Origin of the sequence: Nocardioides caldifontis, assembly GCF_008087345.1 — a bacterium.
Classification (GTDB): domain Bacteria; phylum Actinomycetota; class Actinomycetes; order Propionibacteriales; family Nocardioidaceae; genus Marmoricola_A; species Marmoricola_A caldifontis.
On sequence record NZ_ML701735.1, the window covers coordinates 47664 to 66536 of the forward strand.

The window sequence follows — 18873 nt, forward strand, 5'->3', positions numbered from 1 at the left end:
GGGCTCCACCCTGCCGTAGAAGCGGGCGCGATGCTCACCCGAAACGCGGCAGCCGCCGCTCCGACGGGGTGGGCCACGGGTTGGGACGGCAGCCGTCGAGCCCCTTGGACTGCGTCTGCATGACCGGGGCGGCGGCGCCGCGCCGGGGGCAGCCGCGGTGGCCGTGGCCGAGCCAGTGGCCCATCTCGTGGTTGACGACCATGTGCCGGTAGTCGCGCAGCGACCTGCTCCTGCGGTTCCACATCGGCGAGGCGTGCAGCCACCGGGTCTGGTTGATCACGACGTAGCGGCCGACCCGGCAGCTCCACTCGACGCTGCAGACCGGGGAGAACGACGGCAGCCGCGAGGCCTCGCTGAGCACCAGGGTGAGGTCGCCGCCCCGGGCCACGCGGCGGAACTTCACGCCGGCGCCGCGCCACCCGCGCGGGTCGTCGAGGGTCTGCTGGGCCTGGGTGCGGAACCGGCGCAGGTCGGCGACGACCCGCCCGCGGGTCTCGACGTGGTAGGTCACGGTCCGCTTCGCCCGCACCCGGTGGTCGACCCGGCGGGTGGCGGAGGCGATGACCCGGACCGGCGCGTGCCCCGCCTTGCGGGCGGTGACGCGCACCGCGACCCCGTGGCCGAAGTCGGCGACGGTGAGCTTCCGGCGCTTGCCGGTGGCCCCGCGGATCGGCTCGCCGTCCCGGAGCCAGCGGTAGCGCACGGTGTCGGGCTCGCCCTTCCAGGTGGCCGGACGCACCCGCAGCGTCTTACCGATCCGGGCGACGCCCACGACGCGGGGTGCGCGACGCAGCTCGAGCCGGTCGTCGCCGTGCGCGTGGACGCTGGGTCCCGGCTGCGGCCGCTCCCCCGCGGCAGCCGGGAGCACCGCGGCCGACGTCGCGACGAGCACCAGGGTCACCAGGGCGAGCAGGGGCCTGAGCATGGCCTCCACCCTAGCCAGCGCGTCCGGAGGGTCAGACCTCGTAGGTGGCGCCCTCGGCGGCGAGCAGGACCGGCCCGGAGTAGACGCCTTCGGCCTCGTGCAGCGCCTCGGCCTTCTCGTGCCACGGCGGGATGTGGGTCAGCACCAGCGTCCCGACCGCAGCGTCCTCGGCGGTGCGCGCGGCCTCGGAGCCGGTCATGTGCACGTGCGGCGGGTTGTCGCGACCGTCGCGGAACGCCGCCTCGGCGAGGAGCAGGTCGGCTCCGCGGGCCAGCCGCGTCAGCGAGTCGCAGGCGGCGGTGTCGCCGCTGTAGACGAGGGCCCGCCCGCCGCACTCGACCCGCAGCGCGTAGGCCTCGATCGGGTGGTCCACGCGCCGGGCGGTCACCGTGAAGGGGCCGAGCTCGACCTCGCCGCGGCGGAGCCGCTTGAACGCGAACTCGTCGTTCATCCCGGGGTCGAGCGGCAGCCCGTACGCACGGGCCATCCGCGACTTCGTCCCCCGGGGACCCCACACCGGGATCTGCGGCTGCGGTCCTTCGGGGTGGTACTTGCGCAGCACGTAGTACCCGCTGATGTCGAAGAAGTGGTCGGGGTGCAGGTGGCTGATGAACACCGCGTCGACCAGCAGCGGGTCGCAGTGACGCTGGAGCGCACCGAGCGCCCCCGACCCAAGGTCCAGGAGGATGCGCCAGGTCCTCGTCGGGTCCTCGGTGTCCGGGGCCTCGACGAGGTAGCAGCTCGCGGTGGAGTCCGGCCCGGCGAACGAGCCGGAGCAGCCGATCACGGTGACCTTCACGGCGACCCCACCCAGGCGAACTGCTTCGCCGACTGCAGCTCGGGGCCGAGGAACCGCCGGCCGATGCGATGGAACTCCTCAGGGTCCCCGGTGGTGAGGAACCGGTGGGTCGGCTCCGGCAGCGACGGGTCGCGCTCGAGGCCGCGCCGGACCAGCGTGCGGTAGACGTCCTTCGCGGTCTCCTCGGCGCTGCTCACCAGCGTCACCTGGTCGCCCATCACGTAGGAGATCACCGCGGTCAGCAGCGGGTAGTGGGTGCAGCCGAGGATCAGGGTGTCGATGCCGGAGGAGGTCAGCGGGTCGAGGTACTCGTGGGCCACCTCGAGCAGCTCGGGCCCGCTGGTCACGCCGGCCTCCACGAACTCCACGAACCGCGGGCAGGCCCGGGTGTGCAGGGTGACGTGAGGGGCTGCCGCGAACGCGTCGTCGTAGGCCATCGAGTCGGCGGTCGCCCGCGTGCAGATCACGCCGATCTGGCCGGTGCGGCTCGCCGCGACCGCACGCCGGGTCGCGGGGTAGATCACCTCGACCACCGGCACCGGGTAGCGCTCCCGGGCGTCGCGGAGCACCGCCGCGCTCGCCGAGTTGCAGGCGATGACCAGCAGCTTCACCCCCTGGTCGACCAGGTGGTCGAGGCACTCGAGGGCGTACTCGCGGACCTCGCCGATCCCCTTCGGGCCATAGGGCTGGCGCGCGGTGTCACCGAGGTAGAGCACCGACTCGTGAGGGAGCTGGTCGATGACGGAACGGGCCACGGTGAGACCACCGAAGCCCGAGTCGAAGATGCCGAGGGGAGCGTCCGCCATGACCCGGCAAGGCTAGTGGGCGATGCGGTGGATCCGCGTTACCCGAGCCACACCGGTCCTGCGACCGTCGTCACTCCGCCGCCGGCCGTTCGTTGTAGACGCCGGCCTGCTCCTGGCCGGTCAGCGCCTGGATCGCCGCCATCAGCTGGTCCGTGATCTCCCGCCGGGCCCGTCCGGGCGCCACCCCGTCGTACCTCCCGGCGACGTGGATCGGCTCGCCGAACCGCACGGTGACCTTGGCGAGCCGGGGCAGCCGGGCGCCCACCGGCTGGAGCCGCTCGGTGCCGACGAGCCCCACCGGGACGATCGGGGCGCCGGACACCAGGGCGAGCTGGGCCACGCCGGTGCGGCCGCGGTAGAGCCGGCCGTCGCGGGAGCGAGTGCCCTCGGGATAGATCCCGAACGCCTCGCCCCGGCCGAGCACCTCGAGGGCGATGTCGAGCGAGTCGAGCGCGGACCGGGTGTCGGCGCGGTTGACCGGCACCATGCCGAGCCCCTCGAACCAGGCCTTGGAGACCCGGCCTCGGAGGCCGGTGCCGGTGAAGTACTCCTCCTTGGCGAGGAAGACGACCTTCCGCGGCGCCACGACGGGGATCACCACGCTGTCGACGAACGACAGGTGGTTGCTGGCCAACAGCACCCCACCCGTGGGCGGCACGTTCTCGCGCCCCTCCACCACCGGCCGCCAGATCGCCCGGGCCAGCGGCGGGACGACCGAGTGGAGGACGGTGTAGAGCACGGCCACGCCCCGATCAGGCCCAGAGCTGGCCGTCGAGGCGTTCCTCGGCGTCGTCGACGGTGCCCTCGTAGGCACCGGTGGAGAGGTACTTCCAGCCGCCGTCGGCGACGACGAACGCGATGTCGGCGGTCTCCCCCGCCTTGAGCGCCTTCGCCGCCTGGCCGAGGGCGGCGTGGAGGATCGCGCCGGTCGAGATCCCGGCGAAGATCCCCTCGAGCTCGAGCAGCTCCCGCACCCGGCGTACGGCGTCGCGCGGGCCCACCGAGAACCGCGAGTCGATCAGGGACGCGTCGTAGAGCTCGGGGACGAACCCCTCGTCGAGGTTGCGGAGCCCGTAGACGAGCTCGCCGTACCTCGGCTCGGCGGCGACGACGCGCACCGAGGGCTTGTGCTCGCGGAAGTAGCGGCTGACCCCCATCAGGGTCCCGGTGGTGCCGAGCCCGGCGACGAAGTGGGTGATCGAGGGCAGGTCGGCGTGGATCTCCGGCGCGGTGCCCTCGTAGTGCGCGAGCGCGTTGGCGGGGTTGCCGTACTGGTAGAGCATCACCCAGTCGGGGTGCTCCTCGGCGAGCCGCTTGGCCACCCGGACCGCCTCGTTGGAGCCGCCCGCGGCGGGCGAGGAGACGATCTCGGCGCCCCACATCCCGAGCAGCTGCTTGCGCTCGACGGAGGTGTTCTCCGGCATCACGCAGACGATGCGGTAGCCCTTGAGCTTCGCGGCCATCGCCAGCGAGATGCCGGTGTTGCCGCTGGTCGGCTCGAGGATCGTGCACCCGGGGCGGAGGTGGCCCTCCTTCTCCGCCACCTCGACCATCTTGAGGGCGGCCCGGTCCTTGATGGAGCCGGTGGGGTTGCGGTCCTCGAGCTTGGCCCAGACCCGGACGTCGGGGGACGGCGACAGCCGCGGCAGCCCGACGAGCGGGGTGCCGCCGACGGAGTCGAGCAGGCTGTCGAAGCGCATCGTCGGGTGGGCTTCCGGCGGGATCAGGCGCCGCCGGCTACGGCCGGGAGGACGACGACCTGGTCGCCGTCGGAGAGCGAGGTCTCGAGGCCGCCGGTGAACCGGACGTCCTCGTCGTTGACGTAGACGTTGACGAACCGCCGCAGGTCACCGTCCTCGACGAGCCGGTCCTTGAGGCCGGGGTGCGCCGACTCCAGGTTGTCGATCAGCTCGCTGAGCGAGGCGCCCTCGCCGGAGACGGACTTCGCCCCGTCGGTGTAGGTGCGCAGGATCGTGGGGATTCGGACCTCGATGGCCATGGCGGACGGTGCTCCCTGGTCGTGTGGTGGTGGTCGGTTTCGGGGGTCGGGCTCAGCCGGTCGGGGCCGGCAGCGAGTCGACGACGGAGACCTCTTCCTCGGTCACCTCGCCGTCGACGATCCTGTAGGACCTGAACTCCACCGGGCCCTCGTTATTCCCGTGCTCGTCCGAGAAGGTCTGCGCTGTGGAGACCAGCACGTAGTGGGCGCCCGGCTCGCTCGCCAGCCCGATGTCGGTGCGGCTCGGGTAGGCCTCGGTGGCGGTGTGCGAGTGGTAGATCACGACCGGCTCCTCGTCGTTGTCCCACATCTCCTTGTAGAGCGCGAGGAGCTCGGTGGAGTCGAACTCGTAGAAGGTCGGGGAGCCGGCGGCGTTGACCATCGGCACGAACCGCTCCGGCCGGTCGCTGCCCTCGGGGCCCGCCACGATGCCGCACGCCTCGTCGGGGTGGTCCCGCTTGGCGTGCGCGACGATGGCGTCGTAGGTCGCACGGTCGATGACAAGCACCCGGCCAGGGTAGTTCGGGCGGCGAGGCGCTCCCTCAGCCGCCCATGGACCGGACGAGCGTCTCCTGCAGGTAGGCCAGCCAGTCGTAGATGTCGTGCACCTGCGTGCGCGGGTCCTCGTCGGGCAGCTGCTCCCACAGCTCCTCGTCGCCCTCCTCGATCCCGAGCCGCGTGGCGAGCGCCAGCCGCATGTCGGTGATCGTCTTCATCCACGCGATCGCCTGCCCGGGGTCGAGCTCGACGTCGATGGTGAGCCCGTCCTCGTCGAGCTGCGGCGGGAGCCCCGCCTCCTCCAGCGTGTCGATCAGCGCGCCGGCGGTGGCCGCCTTGCCGCTGCGGAGCTGGGTCTCGGTGTAGCGGCGGAACTCCCCCGCCGCCTCCTCGTCGTCGCGGTACGCCGAGGGGAAGAGCCGGGCGAGCACCGGGTCGTCGGGCTCGTTCGTCGGACCGGAGAAGTCGAGCAGCGCCTCGAACGGGTCGACCTCGGTGGTCGGGACCGCCGCCTCGTCGCGGAGCAGCTCGATCAGCTGGGAGGCGAGCGACCGGAGCAGGTCGGCCTCGAAGCCGGAGAAGGTCGCGACGGCCCCGCCGCGGCGCCGCGGCTGGAAGCCCTCAGTCATCGGCACGCTCCAACGTGGCCCACAGGCCGTACTCGTGCATCGCCTGCACGTCGCGCTCCATCTCCTCGCGGCTCCCGGAGGAGACGATCGACCGGCCGTCGTGGTGCACCTCGAGCATCAGCTTCTCGGCCTTGCGCCGGCTGAACCCGAAGTACTGCTGGAACACGAAGGTCACGTAGGACATCAGGTTGACGGGGTCGTTCCAGACGACGGTCTGCCACGGCCGGTCCGCGGCGGTGAGGTCGTCGAGCTGCGACTCCTCGTACTCCACGGGCATGGGTGCTGACACGGTTCCACTCTAGAGTCCGCCGCTGGGTACGGAACTAGGGTGACCCGCGTGGACGTGACCAGCCAGTCGACCGCCCTCCTGACCGACCACTACGAGCTGACGATGCTCCAGGCCGCCCTGGCCGGAGGGACGGCGCACCGACGCTCGGTCTTCGAGCTCTTCGGCCGCCGGCTCCCCGAGGGGCGCCGGTACGGCGTGGTGGCCGGCGTCGGTCGGGTGCTCGACGCGCTCGAGCGGTACCGGTTCGACGACGGGGTGCTCGGCCACCTCGCCGACGCCCGGGTGGTCGACGACGCGACGCTGGAGTGGCTGGCGTCGTACCGGTTCTCGGGCGACGTCTGGGGCTACCCCGAGGGGGAGCTCTACTTCCCCTACTCCCCCGTGGTGGTCGTGGAGGGCACCTTCGCCGAGGGCGTCGTGCTGGAGACGCTGCTGCTCTCGGTGCTCAACCACGACTCGGCGATCGCCTCCGCCGCCACCCGGATGACGTGCGCCTCCAGCGGCCGCCCGTGCATCGAGATGGGGAGCCGGCGCACCCACGAGGAGGCGGCGGTCGCGTGCGCCCGCGCCGCCTACGTCGCGGGGTTCGAGGCGACCTCCAACCTGGAGGCCGGCCGCCGCTACGGCATCCCCACGACCGGGACGAGCGCGCACAGCTTCACGCTGCTCCACGACTCCGAGCGCGACGCCTTCACCGCTCAGGTCCAGTCGCTGGGCACCGGCACCACGCTGCTCGTCGACACCTACGACGTGACCGAGGCGATCCGGACGGCCGTCGAGGTCGCCGGGACCCGGCTCGGGGCGGTGCGGCTGGACTCCGGCGACCTGGGGCCGCTCGCCCAGCAGGTGCGCGCCCAGCTCGACGAGCTCGGCGCCCGCGACACCCGGATCATCGTCACCTCCGACCTCGACGAGCACGCCATCGGCGCGCTGGCCGCGGCGCCGGTCGACGGCTACGGCGTGGGCACCTCGCTGGTGACCGGCAGCGGCCACCCGACCTGCGGCTTCGTCTACAAGCTGGTCTCGCGCGAGGGGCCGGACGGCGCGATGGTCAGCGTGGCGAAGAAGAGCCAGGACAAGGGGTCGTTCGGCGGCCGCAAGTACGCCCTGCGCCGTCGGGACGCCGCAGGCGTCGCCGAGGCCGAGGTGGTCGGGGTCGGCGAGCCGCCGGTGGACGACGGCGACGACCGCACGCTGCTCGTCCCGCTGGTCCGGGCGGGCGAGGTCGTCGGCCGGGAGCCGTTGGAGCGGGGCCGGCAGCGCCACTTCGAGGCCCGCGACGAGCTCCCGCTGCAGGCGCACCAGATGTCCCGCGGCGAGCCGGTGATCCCCACGCTGCACGTCGGTGGCTGACCGGGAGCGCTGTTTGTCTGGACCACCTCGGGGGTAGTCGTCGGGCATCCGCCACCCCGGAGGTCCCCCGATGCACCGAACCCGTCGTACCCCTGCGCTCGCGGCCGCCGCCGCGCTCTCGGCCACCCTCGCCACCGCCCTCGTCATCGCCGCCCCACCCGCCGGTGCCGCCACCGCCGAACGCGAGCTGGACCTGCGCTTCGAGGCCGGGAGCCAACGGGTGAGCGCCGGCGCCGTCGCCCTGACGGTCCGCACGGTGACCCACAACGGCGGCTCCGTCGCCAGCAGCAGCGGCCGGTCGGGCAACGCGGTCCGGTTCCCCGCGTTCCGGTCGAGCAACCCACCGCTGGCAGCACTGGCGGTGACCGACCGCGACGGCGCCGACGACCTGGCGCCCGGCACCGCCCGCTTCCGGTTCGGCGCCGACTTCACCCTCGACGCGACCTCGCAGGGCAGCAAGGTCGACAACGGCAACAACCTCGTGCAGCGGGGGCTGTGGGGCCACCCAATGCAGTACAAGCTCGAGGTCGACGGCAAGCGGCCGGTCTGCCGGGTCAAGGGCGCGTCCGGCGCCGTGCAGGTGCGCAGCTCGGTGACCGTCACCCCCGACACCTGGTACCGCGCGGTCTGCGAGCGCAACGGCTCCAAGGTCACGCTGAGCGTCACCCGGCTCGGGAACGGCGCCTCCTGGACCAGCTCGGCGACCGGTGCGACCGGAAGCCTGCGCCCCTCCTCGGCGTCGGTCCCGCTCTCGGTGGGAGGCAAGCTCGACGCCTCGGGCCGGCTGATGACCGGTTCCGCGGACCAGTTCAACGGCAAAGTGGACAACGCCTTCGTCAACGTCTTCTAGAGTTGCCCCCGCACGCGCGAGGACGACATGACGAGGGGGGACCGTGAGCGCCGTACCCGTGCGCAGCGCCGCAGCCGCTGCCCTCGTCCTGGTCGCCGGACTCGCCCTGGGCGCGTGCAACGAGGACGAGCCGGACCCGGACACCGAGAGCCGCGAGCTGGTGCTCTCCTTCGACGACGGGGTGCAGAGCGCCGGGGCCGTCGCCCTCGAGGTGACGACCGTGACCGCGAACGGCGGCGAGGTCACCGAGGAGCCCCGTGACGACGGCACCGCACTGCGGTTCCCGGAGTTCGCCACGACGGGCGCCGGGCTCGCCACGGTCGCAGTGGTGGATCGAGACGGCGAGGACGACCTCGCGCCGGGGACCCGGACCTTCCGCTTCGGCGCCGAGTTCGCGGTCGACGAGAAGTCGTCGGGCTCCCCGGTCGACAACGGCGACAACCTGGTGCAGCGCGGCCTCTACGACGCGGTCGGCCAGTACAAGCTGCAGCTCGACGGCGACGTGACCAGCTGCCGGGTCAAGGGTGCCGAGGGTGAGGTCGAGGTGGCGATCGACCAGGACGTCACCCCCGGCGAGTGGTACCGCGCGACCTGCACCCGCTACGACTCGCGGGTCGAGCTCGAGCTGGTGCGGCTCTCCGACGGCGAGAGCTGGACGGAGTCGGTCAACGGCAAGACCGGCGACGTGGCCGCCGAGTCGCGCGACGTCCCCTTCTCGGTGGGCGGCAAGCTCGACTGGCGCGGCGAGCTGATGGCGAAGGACTCCGACCAGTTCAACGGGCTGATCGACGAGGTGTTCCTCGACATCGTCGAGTGACCCGGGCAGGCTCGGGCCATGAGCTCCACGGAGAGGCGCGCGCTGATCGTCGTCGACGTCCAGAACGACTTCTGCGAGGGCGGCAGCCTCCCGGTCGCCGGTGGCGCCGAGGTCGCCTACCGCATCGGCGAGCTGCTCCACCGGTGGAGCGAGCGCGGCCCGGGCGCCCCGACGTACGCCGCTGCGGTCGCCACCAAGGACCACCACATCGACCCGGGCGACCACTTCAGCAACGACCCGGACTTCGTCACCACCTGGCCTCGCCACTGCCTGGTCGGCTCCGACGGCGTCGCCTTCCACCCGAACCTCGACCCTCAGCCGTTCGACGCGATCTTCCACAAGGGTGAGTACGCCGCGGCCTACTCCGGGTTCGAGGGGCGCGACCACGACGGCACGTCGCTCGCCGACTGGCTCCGCTCCCGCCACGTCGCCCGCGTGGACGTCTGCGGCATCGCGACCGACCACTGCGTGCGGGCGACCGCCCTCGACGCGGTCCGGGAGGGGTTCGAGGTGCGGCTCCTCTCGCACCTGTGCGCGGGGGTCACCCCGGAGACGACGGCGAAGGCCCTGGAGGAGATGGTGGCCGCGGGGGTCGAGATCGGCTGACCGGCGGAGCGCACCGGCGGCTCAGCTGCCGGTGAACCGGGGGCGGCGCTTCTCCACGAACGCCCGCATCCCCTCGGCGGCGTCCTCGGTGCCGAAGAGCACCACCTGACCGGTGCGCTCACGGTCGAGGGCCTGCGCGAGCCCGCCGAGGGTGGCGGCGTTGATCGCCTTCTTGGTGGCCGCGTAGGCGATCGGCGGCCCGGCCGCCAGCCGCCCCACCACCTTCTCGACGGTCTCCTCGAACTCATCGTCCGGGACGACGTGGCTGATCAGCCCGACCTGGTGCGCCTCGCGCGCGCTCATCGGCTCGGCGAGCAGCGCCATCCGCATCGCCCGCGCCCGACCGGCGGCGGCGGCGACGGTCAGCGAGGCCCCGCCGTCGGGCATCAGCCCGACCCGGGTGAACGCGAGCAGGAACGACGCCGACTCCTTGGCCACCGCGAGGTCGGAGGCGAAGCAGATCGAGGCACCCACGCCGGCGGCGACGCCGTTGACCGCCGCGACCACCGGCTTCCCGGCGCCGACGATCGCGCGGACCATCATGTTCGCCGCGTCCATCGCGCGAGCGTCGAAGCTCTCGACCGGGTTCTCGCCCTGCAGGACCGCGCCGGCGCTGAACGCCGCCCCTGAGCCGGTCAGCACGACCACCCGCACGCCCTCGTCGGCGGCAGCCTCGGCCAGGGCCTTCACGAGCCCGGTGGCCATCGCCTCGTCGACGGCGTTGAACGCCTCCGGCCGCGAGAAGGTCACCCGGCACACGCCGCCTTCCGTGTGCACCTCGAGGTCGTCCGCCATGGGCGGGACCCTAGCCGCCGGCGTGCGGACCGCTCTCAGCACCACTTCCCGACGAGGGCGGTGACCACCTTGAGGTCGCGGGTCGTCGCCGGGCCGAGCAGCTTCTCGAGCCGCGTGTTCGAGAGCTTCGCGGCGGCGGTGGGGTGGTCGATCCACCAGTAGATCGCCCGCCCGAGCACCCGCGCGCCCTCCCCCGGCGCCGACCAGGCCTCGACCTCCCGCCGGGTCTCCGCGTCGGGCTCCTCCTTGAGCAGCGCGACGTAGTGGCGCTCGGCGCCGGCCTTGTCCTCGAGCACCCGGTCGAGCAGCTCCCGGAGCTCGGCGGGGGTGAACGCCATGGTCGGGACCTCGAACCCGGTCGTCGCGGCGAAGACCCGCTCGAGCTCCGACTCGACCGCACGCCGGTCGCCGAGCCGCTCCCGCGCCCCCTCCGGCACGACGAGCCGGACGTTGCCGGTCTGGATGTGGGTGGCGACCTCCTCGAAGCCGGCGGCGCCGAGGCACTCGCGCACGCTCGCCATCGGGAACTTCCGGTGCCGGCCCAGGTTGATCGCCCGCAGGAACGCGACGTACTCGCTCACGGGACGAGTGTGACGTGGTGCACAGAACCGCGCGTGACTGGGTATGACTGCCGCGCGTGACCTGTGGGAGCGCCGCTCGTTGGGACGGGTGGAGCGAGGGAACGCGGACGGCGCCGGTCGTCCGTCACATGGGAGAGATGGTCGTGGGCGAGTCACGGACTGGGAGCGGCTTCGGCTCCGGCGTGCGCGCGCTCGCGAGCGGCCTCGTCTACCTCGTCGTCCTCGCCTTCGGGGCGACCGCGGTCAGCCTGGTGGTGTCCCCCGGCGACGACGCCGCGGCCACCGACGAAAGGCCCGCGAAGAACCGGGTCACGCTCGCCTCCTTGAAAGCCGCCACCACCCGCACCACGCTCCCCCGGGCGCCGCGCGACCCCGATCCCCAGGGGGTCACCGACGGCGAGGTGGTCCACCCCCACTCCGTCCTCCCGCTGTACGCCGCACCCGGCCGGCGCCCCTTCGCCAAGGTCGGCCCGAAGCAGTTCGGCGACACCTGGCTCCCGGTGGTCGAGCGGCGTGGTGGTTGGTCGAGGGTGCTCCTGCCCTCCCGGCCCAACGGCTCCACGGGGTGGCTGCGCACCAAGCAGGTCGAGCGGCGCACCTCGCCGTACCTGATCCGGGTGCACCTCGGCTCGCGGACGCTCGAGCTGGTCGACCGCGGCACCACCGTCGGGAGCTGGACGGTGGCGGTCGGCGCGCCCGGCACGCCGACGCCGACGGGCCGCACCTTCCTGCTCGGCCAGCTGGTGGACGACTCGCAGTCGTTCTCGCCGGTGATCCTCCCGCTGGGCTCGCACAGCGACACCCTCGACACCTACGGCGGCGGCCCGGGCACCGTCGCCCTGCACGGCTGGCCGGACGGCTCGGTCTTCGGCCAGGCCGTCAGCCACGGCTGCGTGCGCGTCCCCGCCGACGCGCTCGACGCGCTCTCGCAGGTGCCCCTAGGAACGCTCGTCCTGGTCGACGAGCAGTGAACCGGAGGAAGAGATGAGAAGGACGGCGACAGCCGCACTCACCGGGTTGGTGGCGACGACGGCTGCCGTCGTGCTGGTGTCCGCGGGGGCGAGCCAGGCGGCGGGGACGAAGTCCTACGTCTACGGGCTCGACATCGTGGCCCAGGGGCAGTCCCAGGTGCGACAGCCCTACGTCGAGTCGACCGACGGCTCGGAGCAGACCGGGGTGGGCAGCGCGCTGCCGGAGAACCCCCTGCTCACCGGCGAGGTCGGCCTGTTCCGCGCGGGCAACGACAGCGCCTCGATGACGTTGGCGGACATCTCCGTCGGCGGCGGCATCGTCGATCAGCTGCCGCCGGAGTTCGCCGAGGGGCTCGCGCAGCTCCAGCCGCTCTGCGAGCAGGTCCCGGAGACCCCGGCGGAGATCCCGGAGATCCCCGAGCTGCCGATCCCCCTCGACGAGGTCCTGGACGTGCGGACGGCCTGCGAGTCGCTGGCCTCCGGCGAGCTCACCGACCTGCTCGCCGTCGACCTGGTCGAGGTGGCCTGCGAGGGCGACAGCGGCACCGTGGACATCGGCGGGGTGACGCTGCTCGGCCTGCCGGTGGACGTCCCGGCGCTCGAGCCGGACACGGCGATCCTTCCGGAGAACCCCGGGCTCACCATCACGGCGAACCGGCAGACCGCCCACGAGGACGGCTCGTTCACCATCGACGCGCTGGTCGTCGACCTGGCCGGCGAGGCCGAGGTGGTCCTGGGCTCGGCGACCTGCGGCGAGCCGCTCCCGACCGAGCCGGCTGTGGAGGAGCCGGAGCCGGACCTGCCGCCGCTCGCACCGGCGCCGGAGCCGGTCCGCGGCAACCTCCCCGTCACCGGCTGAGCCGCCGACCGGGCCGGGCCACCGGCCCCCGGCGGGCGGCGCCCGCGTCGACGACGATCGCAACCCAATCGTTGCCGACCCGTGCGCCGCACGGACGTGGGCATCGACCACAATGCGCCCATGACGACTCGACGAATGCGCACCCTGTCGCTCGGCGCGGCGCTCCTCCTCGGCCTCACGCTGTCGGCGTGCGGCGACGACGAGGAGCCGAGCGGCTCGGGCTCCGGCTCGGCCGACTCCGGCGTGGAGACCATCTCCGAGGGCACCCTGACCGTCTGCTCGGACATCCCCTACCCGCCGTTCGAGGTGCAGGAGGGCGGCGAGTACACCGGGTTCGACATGGACCTGATGAAGGAGATCGCCGCCGGGCTCGACCTCGAGCTGGAGGTGAAGGACTCCGGGTTCGAGGGGCTCCAGAGCGGCCTGTCGCTCAACTCCGACCAGTGCGACATCGTCGCCAGCGCGATGACGATCACCGAAGAGCGCGAGGCGAACCTCGACTTCACCGAGCCCTACTACGACTCCAAGCAGTCGCTGCTCGTCCCGGTCGGTTCCGACATCGCCTCGATCGAGGACCTCGCCGGCAAGAAGGTCGGTGTCCAGCAGGGCACCACCGGCAAGTCCTACACCGAGGAGAACGCGCCGGAGGACACCGAGATCGTCAGCTTCCCGAGCGACGGCGAGATGTACCCCGCGATCCAGGCCGGCCAGGTCGACGCGCTGCTCCAGGACCTCCCCGTCAACATCGAGCACACCAAGGACGGCGAGTTCGAGATCGTCGAGGAGTACTCCACCGACGAGTCCTACGGGTTCGCGGTGAAGCAGGACAACACCCAGCTCCTCGACGCGGTCAACGAGCAGCTCCAGGAGCTGCGGGACAGCGGCACCTACGACGAGATCTACAACAAGTACTTCGCCACGGAGTGAGGCCCGCCACCGGCGGGGGCACTAGCCTCACCCCATGAAGAAGTCGACACGGCGCCGACTGGTCCGCGGGCTCCTCTACGCGGTCCTCGTCGGCGCCGTGGTGCTCCTGGCCCTGATCGCCGACTGGGAGGCCATCCGGCAGAACTTCCTCAGCGGCGAGGTGATGGGCGAGCTGTGGCCCGAGGTCCTCACCGTCGGCGTGAAGAACACCGTGATCTACACGGTGATCGCGTTCGCCGGTGGGCTCGCCCTCGCGATCGTCCTCGCGCTGATGAAGCTCTCGCCGATCGCGCCGTACCGCTGGATCGCGACCGCGTGGATCGAGTTCTTCCGCGGGCTGCCGGCCCTCGTGGTCATCCTGGCCTTCGGGTTCGCGGTGCCGATCGCGTTCTCCTGGCGGCCGCCCGGCGGCAGCGTCGGCGCCGGCGTCCTGGCGCTCGTCATCGTCTCGTCGGCCTACATCGCCGAGACGCTGCGTGCCGGCATCCAGGCAGTGCCCAAGGGACAGTTCGAGGCGGCGCGGTCGCTCGGCATGACCTCGGGGCGCACGACGTTCTCGATCGTGCTCCCCCAGGCGTTCCGCATCGTGATCCCGCCGCTGACCAACGAGTTCGTCCTGCTGATCAAGGACACCTCGCTGCTCTTCGTCATCGGCGCGGCGATCGACGAGCGGGAGCTGACCACGTTCTCCCGCGACGCGCTGACGCAGTACGCCAACTCCACACCGCTCATCGTCGCCGCCGCGGCGTACCTGATCATCACGCTCCCGCTGACCCGGCTCGTCGCCCGGCTCGAGCGCCGGCAGCAGAAGGCGAGGTGACTCGAGTGACGTCCACGCTCCCCGCCGGGACGCGCGCCATCGAGGTGCGCGACCTGCACAAGTACTTCGGCGACAACGAGGTGCTCAAGGGCATCGACTTCCACGTCGACCAGGGTCAGGTGGTCTGTGTCATCGGCCCGTCCGGCTCCGGGAAGTCGACGCTGCTGCGCTGCGTGAACCGGCTCGAGGAGCCGACCTCCGGGACGATCCTCGTCGAGGGGGTCGACATCTGCGACCCGGAGGTCGACCTCGACGAGATCCGCTCCCGGATCGGGATGGTCTTCCAGTCGTTCAACCTCTTCCCGCACCTCAGCGTGATGCGGAACCTCACGATCGCCCAGCAGCGGGTGCGCCGGCGCTCCAAGGACGAGGCCGTCGAGATCGCCCGCAACAACCTCGCGAAGGTCGGGCTCGCCGGCAAGGAGGACGCCTACCCCGCGCACCTCTCCGGCGGCCAGCAGCAGCGCGTCGCGATCGCCCGGGCGCTCTCGATGGACCCCGACATGATGCTGTTCGACGAGCCGACCAGCGCGCTCGACCCCGAGCTCGTCGGCGACGTGCTCGGCGTGATGCGTGACCTGGCCGCCGACGGGATGACGATGATGGTCGTCACCCACGAGATGGGGTTCGCCCGGGAGGTCGGTGACAAGCTGGTCTTCATGGACGGCGGCGTCATCGTCGAGGAGGGCGACCCGCGCGAGGTGCTGGCCAACCCGCAGCACTCCCGCACCCAGGGGTTCCTCTCGAAGGTCCTCTGACGCGCCCGGCCCCGGCCGGCGCCGACCCCGCTACTGCGAGGTCAGCACCGCCTCGAGGTCGAACGAGACGTTCGGCGTGTTCCGGTAGTTCAGGTGGGTCTCCACCGAGACGACGTTCTGCCCCGTCACCAGCAGGCTCGGCGGCACGTCGATCACCACCGGGTTCGCCACCGCGGTCGCCGTGCTCCGGGCGGGCCCGGCGAAGGTGCCCACCGTGACCGTCCCGGCCGGCATGTTGCTCCGGCCCACCTCGACCCCGTTGACGTAGACCACGATCCCGTCGTCGGCCCGCGTGGTCAGCCGCAGGTTCAGCGCCTGCGAGGCGTCCGCGACGGTGAACCTCTTGGTGAAGTACGCCGCCAGCGGCCGGTTCGCCGTGTTGGTGGAGCAGCCGGCGCAGTCGATGTTCGTCGTCACGGGGTTCGCGGCGCCGGTGTTCCCGAAGCCGAACACGCCGTTGCCGACCGCCCACGCGGACGGGAAGGCGGCGAGCGTGTTCCACCCGGTGGGCGGCGCACCCGTGGCGTACCTCCAGCTCCACGCGGAGCCGCCCGCGACGACGGTCGAGTCCGTCGGGGTGCCGGTCGGCTCGCTGACCACCACGGTGCGGGTCTCGGTGTCGACCAGCCCGTCGGCGTCGGTCACGGTGAGCGTCACGGTGTAGGTGCCGGCCGCGGCGTAGGTGTGGCTCGTCGTCGCGCCGGTGCCGGCGGGTGTCGAGTCGCCGAAGTCCCACGAGTAGGCGGCGGCCGGGAGCGGCTCGTCGTCGGTGGACGTCGAGGTGAAGGTCGCGGAGAGGCCGGTGGCCTGCGACGTGAACCCGGCGGTGGGCGGGGTGGGCTGCGGCCCGCTGCCGCCCAGTCCGGCGACCCCGGCCGCGAACAGGTCGGCGACCTCGGCGGCGGTGAGCGCCCGGGGGATCACCATCGGCTCGTCCACGCTGCCACTGAAGTAGTCGCTCAGCGGCCACTTGCGGGCATAGAAGTTGCGGCCGAAGACCAGCTGGGTGCTCGTCGTGTCGGCGTACCCGACCCGCAGGTAGCTCGGGCCCGGAGTGGCCGGCAGCCGTGTCATCGTCGCGCAGTCGGGCGAGGAGACGACGTTCGTGGTGCAGACCTGTCGCCAGCCGTCGACGTACAGGGTGCTGTTGCCGTTGCCGTCGTAGGTGGCGACGGCCTGGTGCCACCGGCCGTCGTTCCAGACCGGGCCCTGGTTGCGCACGCCGGTGCGGCCGAGCCCGAGGACCAGCGCGCCGTTGTTGTCCATGACGATGCTCCGGTCGGTGGTGCCGCCGGCGCCGGTCTGGTTGCTGGACAGGGCGAGCAGCACACCGCCCCGACGGGTGGTGGTCCGGAACCACACGGCCTGCGTGAAGGCGGTCGAGGGCGTGATCGTGGTGTTCGACGTGACGTAGCCCGACGACCCGTTCAAGGTGATCGCGGTGTTGTCGGACGCGACTCCGGGGACCCCCGTCGTCACCCCGCCCTGAAGCTGGCCGGGCGTCCCGGCCGTGGTGCTGCTGTCCGCCACGCTGGTGCCGGACTCGCCGAGCCGCCACCAGACCGCCGGGTTCGTCGCGGAGTACGCCGAGGCGAACGGCGGCGGGGCCGAGGTGCGGACGGTTCCCGACACTGCGGTGGAGCGGGTGCTGGTGTGACCCGCGCCGTCGGTGGCGTCGACCCGGTAGGAGTGGGTCGAGCCGGGAGCGAGCCCGGTGTCGTCGAAGCGCAGCACGGGACGGGTCCAGTGCCAGGACTCGACGGTCTGGGTCGCCGCGGCGATCGGCGTGTTGCTGCCGTCGCGGTAGAGACGGTAGGTGAGCGTCCCGGTGTCCGGGTCATGGGTGGCCGGCCACTGGACGGTGAGGGTCCCGGCCGCGGTCGGCTGCACCGTCACGGGCATGCGCATGACGGTGTACGGCGTGACGTCGGGCCACGGGTCGCCGTTGAAGCTGCGCCCCACGACCTCCGGCGCGGCGGTGTCGCCGAGCGGCTCGAAGCGGGCGAGCCCCGCCTGGGTGGCGCCGTTGACCCGGGTGAAGTCGCCACCGACGACGACCTGCCGGCCGTCCGAGGCCATCACCTGGGGACCGACGGAGGTGGTGCCGCCGGTCGCGGTGGCGTTGGTGTTCGGGCTCCAGTGCACGAAGCTGCCGTCGCGGACGTCCTGGCCGACGAGGTAGCGGTGGATGAACGCCTCGCGGGCCACGCCGCCGACGTAACCGCCGAAGGCACCGCCCTCCATGAAGGCGCAGTCGTGCTGGTGCGACCCCTTGTAGAGCACGCCGCCGGCCACCGCGAGTCCCTGGGACGCACCCAGGCAGGACGCGTTCCAAGCCATGGCGCCGTCGCTGACGTTCGCCGCGTAGGTGCCCTCGTAGCACCCCGGCGGGTCGCCCTCGGCGGTCACATAGGCGGTGGTGCCGCTGACGACGATGTCCGTGGTGCGCCCGCCGCAGTTGGTGTTGATCGGCTGCTGGCCGAGGACGTTCGCGTTCCAGGTCTCGAGGGAGGCGTCCGTCGGGTCGAGGGAGACCATGCCGCCGGTGAGGACGCCGTTGACGGTCTGGAAGCTGCCGCCGGCCAGCACGCGGCTGCCGTCGGAGGCGAGGGCGAGCGCGTTCACCCGCGGCGACGGGGTCGTGTCGGGCGTCGGCGGCCCGGCGACCAAGGTCGGGTTGAAGGCCGCGTTGACCGCACCGGTGGCGGCCGTGACGGAGGCCAGGTTCGTGCGGGCCGCGCCGGCCGTGCCGCCGACCCGGGTGAAGTCGCCGCCGATGTAGACGGTGGTGTTGGTCGGCGCGATCGCGTGCACCGCAGCGCTGGGGTTCGGGTTGAACGCGGTCACCAGCGCGCCGGTGGTCGGGTTGACCGCGGCGAGCCGGTTGCGCGTCGTGCCGTTGACCGTCGTGAAGTTGCCGCCGATGTAGAGCCGGGTGCCGTCCGGGGAGACCGCCAGCGCCGTGACGCGGGCCGCGGCGCCGGTCGAGGTGCGCAGGTTGACGTTGAAGGTGGTGATGAGGTTGCCGGTGCTTGCGTTGAACGCGGCGAGCCCGGTGCGGTTCGCCGCCGAGCCGGTGGTGCCCGCCGGCGGGAGCGCCTGGGTGAACTTGCCCCCGGCGTAGATCACGCCGTTGGCCACGGCGAGGGCGTCGACCTCGCTGTTGGTCTGCCACATCCGCGACGCGGTGCCGCTGAGCACGTTGCCGCTGATCACGGCGGAAGCGGGTGTGCTGGTGACGGCGACCAGCGCCGCTGCGCCCAGCATCGACAGCAGGACGGACAGTGCGGCGGCGACAGACGTCGTCGACCGCGCACGACGGGCACGGGACATGTGAGTTCCCCCCACGGAGAGATGGTCGCTGAGCCCGCTGGCCCCCCAGCCTGGCTGTCGACGACGGTACGGCGGTCCGACCGGGCGTGACATGGACCATGTGCCCCACGTCCATGCCAATTGTCCGGGCTGGGTCCCGCGGGCTCGTGCTGAAGGCCCGCAACAACGGACATTCGTCCCTGTTCGGACGGTCCGGCTGCTCTTACCCTGAATCGATCAGTGGGGGGCCACTGGCCGCCGCGGTTCGCGGTGCAACTC

21 protein-coding genes are annotated in these 18873 nt (G+C 72.3%); 9 read left to right on the forward strand and 12 right to left on the reverse strand.

Annotation, left to right across the window (positions count from 1 at the left end; translation table 11 throughout):
• Nucleotides 1-34: 34 nt before the first annotated feature.
• From FIP57_RS00260 to clpS, 9 genes are all read right to left on the reverse strand, one after another.
• On the reverse strand, nucleotides 35-925 hold the full coding sequence (locus FIP57_RS00260) for a DUF3152 domain-containing protein (protein WP_148570769.1): 891 nt from the start codon (nucleotides 923-925) through the stop codon (nucleotides 35-37).
• A gap of 31 nt (nucleotides 926-956) precedes the next feature.
• Nucleotides 957-1724 carry an MBL fold metallo-hydrolase gene (locus FIP57_RS00265; protein ID WP_148570771.1) on the reverse strand — a complete coding sequence of 256 codons (768 nt, stop codon included), beginning with the start codon at nucleotides 1722-1724 and terminating at the stop codon, nucleotides 957-959.
• Entirely contained in the window at nucleotides 1721-2530 is an 810-nt protein-coding gene (murI, locus tag FIP57_RS00270; protein WP_148570773.1) for a glutamate racemase, read from the reverse strand. Before murI ends, FIP57_RS00265 begins: the two co-directional genes overlap by 4 nt.
• 70 nt (nucleotides 2531-2600) lie before the next feature.
• A complete protein-coding gene (locus FIP57_RS00275; protein WP_238993182.1) occupies nucleotides 2601-3275 on the reverse strand; it encodes a lysophospholipid acyltransferase family protein in 675 nt (224 codons plus the stop codon).
• Nucleotides 3276-3282: 7 nt separating this feature from the next.
• Nucleotides 3283-4230 (reverse strand): PLP-dependent cysteine synthase family protein, encoded by a 948-nt coding sequence (locus tag FIP57_RS00280; protein WP_148570775.1) that lies wholly within the window; start codon nucleotides 4228-4230, stop codon nucleotides 3283-3285.
• A 23-nt stretch (nucleotides 4231-4253) separates the two neighbouring features.
• Complete coding sequence (locus FIP57_RS00285; RefSeq protein WP_148570777.1) at nucleotides 4254-4529, reverse strand: MoaD/ThiS family protein; 276 nt, start codon at nucleotides 4527-4529, stop codon at nucleotides 4254-4256.
• Between the two features lie 52 nt (nucleotides 4530-4581).
• Complete coding sequence (locus FIP57_RS00290; protein ID WP_148570778.1) at nucleotides 4582-5037, reverse strand: M67 family metallopeptidase; 456 nt, start codon at nucleotides 5035-5037, stop codon at nucleotides 4582-4584.
• A gap of 34 nt (nucleotides 5038-5071) precedes the next feature.
• Nucleotides 5072-5656, reverse strand: a complete 585-nt coding sequence (locus FIP57_RS00295; RefSeq protein WP_148570780.1) for a DUF2017 domain-containing protein — start codon at nucleotides 5654-5656, stop codon at nucleotides 5072-5074.
• Nucleotides 5649-5933: an ATP-dependent Clp protease adapter ClpS gene (gene clpS / locus FIP57_RS00300; RefSeq protein WP_148571738.1), complete on the reverse strand. Its 285-nt coding sequence runs from the start codon at nucleotides 5931-5933 to the stop codon at nucleotides 5649-5651. Before clpS ends, FIP57_RS00295 begins: the two co-directional genes overlap by 8 nt.
• Nucleotides 5934-5993: 60 nt before the next feature.
• Here clpS and FIP57_RS00305 point away from each other — a divergent pair, with 60 nt between their 5' ends.
• The 4 genes from FIP57_RS00305 to FIP57_RS00320 all read left to right on the forward strand — a co-directional run bounded on the left by FIP57_RS00305 (nucleotide 5994) and on the right by FIP57_RS00320 (nucleotide 9571).
• Nucleotides 5994-7298, forward strand: coding sequence for a nicotinate phosphoribosyltransferase (locus FIP57_RS00305; protein ID WP_203230965.1), 1305 nt, complete (start codon nucleotides 5994-5996; stop codon nucleotides 7296-7298).
• 70 nt (nucleotides 7299-7368) lie between these two features.
• Nucleotides 7369-8148 (forward strand): LamG domain-containing protein, encoded by a 780-nt coding sequence (locus tag FIP57_RS00310; RefSeq protein ID WP_148570785.1) that lies wholly within the window; start codon nucleotides 7369-7371, stop codon nucleotides 8146-8148.
• Between the two features lie 43 nt (nucleotides 8149-8191).
• A complete protein-coding gene (locus tag FIP57_RS00315) occupies nucleotides 8192-8965 on the forward strand; it encodes a hypothetical protein (protein ID WP_148570786.1) in 774 nt (257 codons plus the stop codon).
• Between the two features lie 18 nt (nucleotides 8966-8983).
• The gene (locus FIP57_RS00320) at nucleotides 8984-9571 is read left to right on the forward strand and encodes a nicotinamidase (protein WP_148570788.1); all 588 of its coding nucleotides are present in this window, start codon (nucleotides 8984-8986) and stop codon (nucleotides 9569-9571) included.
• 21 nt (nucleotides 9572-9592) lie between these two features.
• Here the strand turns inward: FIP57_RS00320 and FIP57_RS00325 are convergent, their stop codons facing one another.
• Both FIP57_RS00325 and FIP57_RS00330 read right to left on the reverse strand, forming a co-directional pair.
• Nucleotides 9593-10366 carry an enoyl-CoA hydratase-related protein gene (locus FIP57_RS00325; RefSeq protein WP_148570790.1) on the reverse strand — a complete coding sequence of 258 codons (774 nt, stop codon included), beginning with the start codon at nucleotides 10364-10366 and terminating at the stop codon, nucleotides 9593-9595.
• Between the two features lie 35 nt (nucleotides 10367-10401).
• Nucleotides 10402-10947: a DUF1697 domain-containing protein gene (locus FIP57_RS00330; RefSeq protein WP_162529630.1), complete on the reverse strand. Its 546-nt coding sequence runs from the start codon at nucleotides 10945-10947 to the stop codon at nucleotides 10402-10404.
• A 137-nt stretch (nucleotides 10948-11084) separates the two neighbouring features.
• Here FIP57_RS00330 and FIP57_RS00335 point away from each other — a divergent pair, with 137 nt between their 5' ends.
• The 5 genes from FIP57_RS00335 to FIP57_RS00355 all read left to right on the forward strand — a co-directional run bounded on the left by FIP57_RS00335 (nucleotide 11085) and on the right by FIP57_RS00355 (nucleotide 15282).
• Nucleotides 11085-11918, forward strand: coding sequence for a L,D-transpeptidase (locus FIP57_RS00335; RefSeq protein WP_148571740.1), 834 nt, complete (start codon nucleotides 11085-11087; stop codon nucleotides 11916-11918).
• A gap of 13 nt (nucleotides 11919-11931) precedes the next feature.
• Entirely contained in the window at nucleotides 11932-12777 is an 846-nt protein-coding gene (locus tag FIP57_RS00340; RefSeq protein WP_148570794.1) for a hypothetical protein, read from the forward strand.
• Between the two features lie 120 nt (nucleotides 12778-12897).
• A complete protein-coding gene (locus FIP57_RS00345) occupies nucleotides 12898-13704 on the forward strand; it encodes a basic amino acid ABC transporter substrate-binding protein (protein ID WP_148570796.1) in 807 nt (268 codons plus the stop codon).
• 34 nt (nucleotides 13705-13738) lie between these two features.
• Entirely contained in the window at nucleotides 13739-14524 is a 786-nt protein-coding gene (locus FIP57_RS00350; RefSeq protein WP_148570798.1) for an amino acid ABC transporter permease, read from the forward strand.
• A gap of 5 nt (nucleotides 14525-14529) precedes the next feature.
• A complete protein-coding gene (locus FIP57_RS00355) occupies nucleotides 14530-15282 on the forward strand; it encodes an amino acid ABC transporter ATP-binding protein (protein WP_148570800.1) in 753 nt (250 codons plus the stop codon).
• Nucleotides 15283-15312: 30 nt separating this feature from the next.
• Here the strand turns inward: FIP57_RS00355 and FIP57_RS00360 are convergent, their stop codons facing one another.
• Nucleotides 15313-18615 carry a PKD domain-containing protein gene (locus FIP57_RS00360; RefSeq protein ID WP_162529631.1) on the reverse strand — a complete coding sequence of 1101 codons (3303 nt, stop codon included), beginning with the start codon at nucleotides 18613-18615 and terminating at the stop codon, nucleotides 15313-15315.
• Nucleotides 18616-18873: the final 258 nt, after the last annotated feature.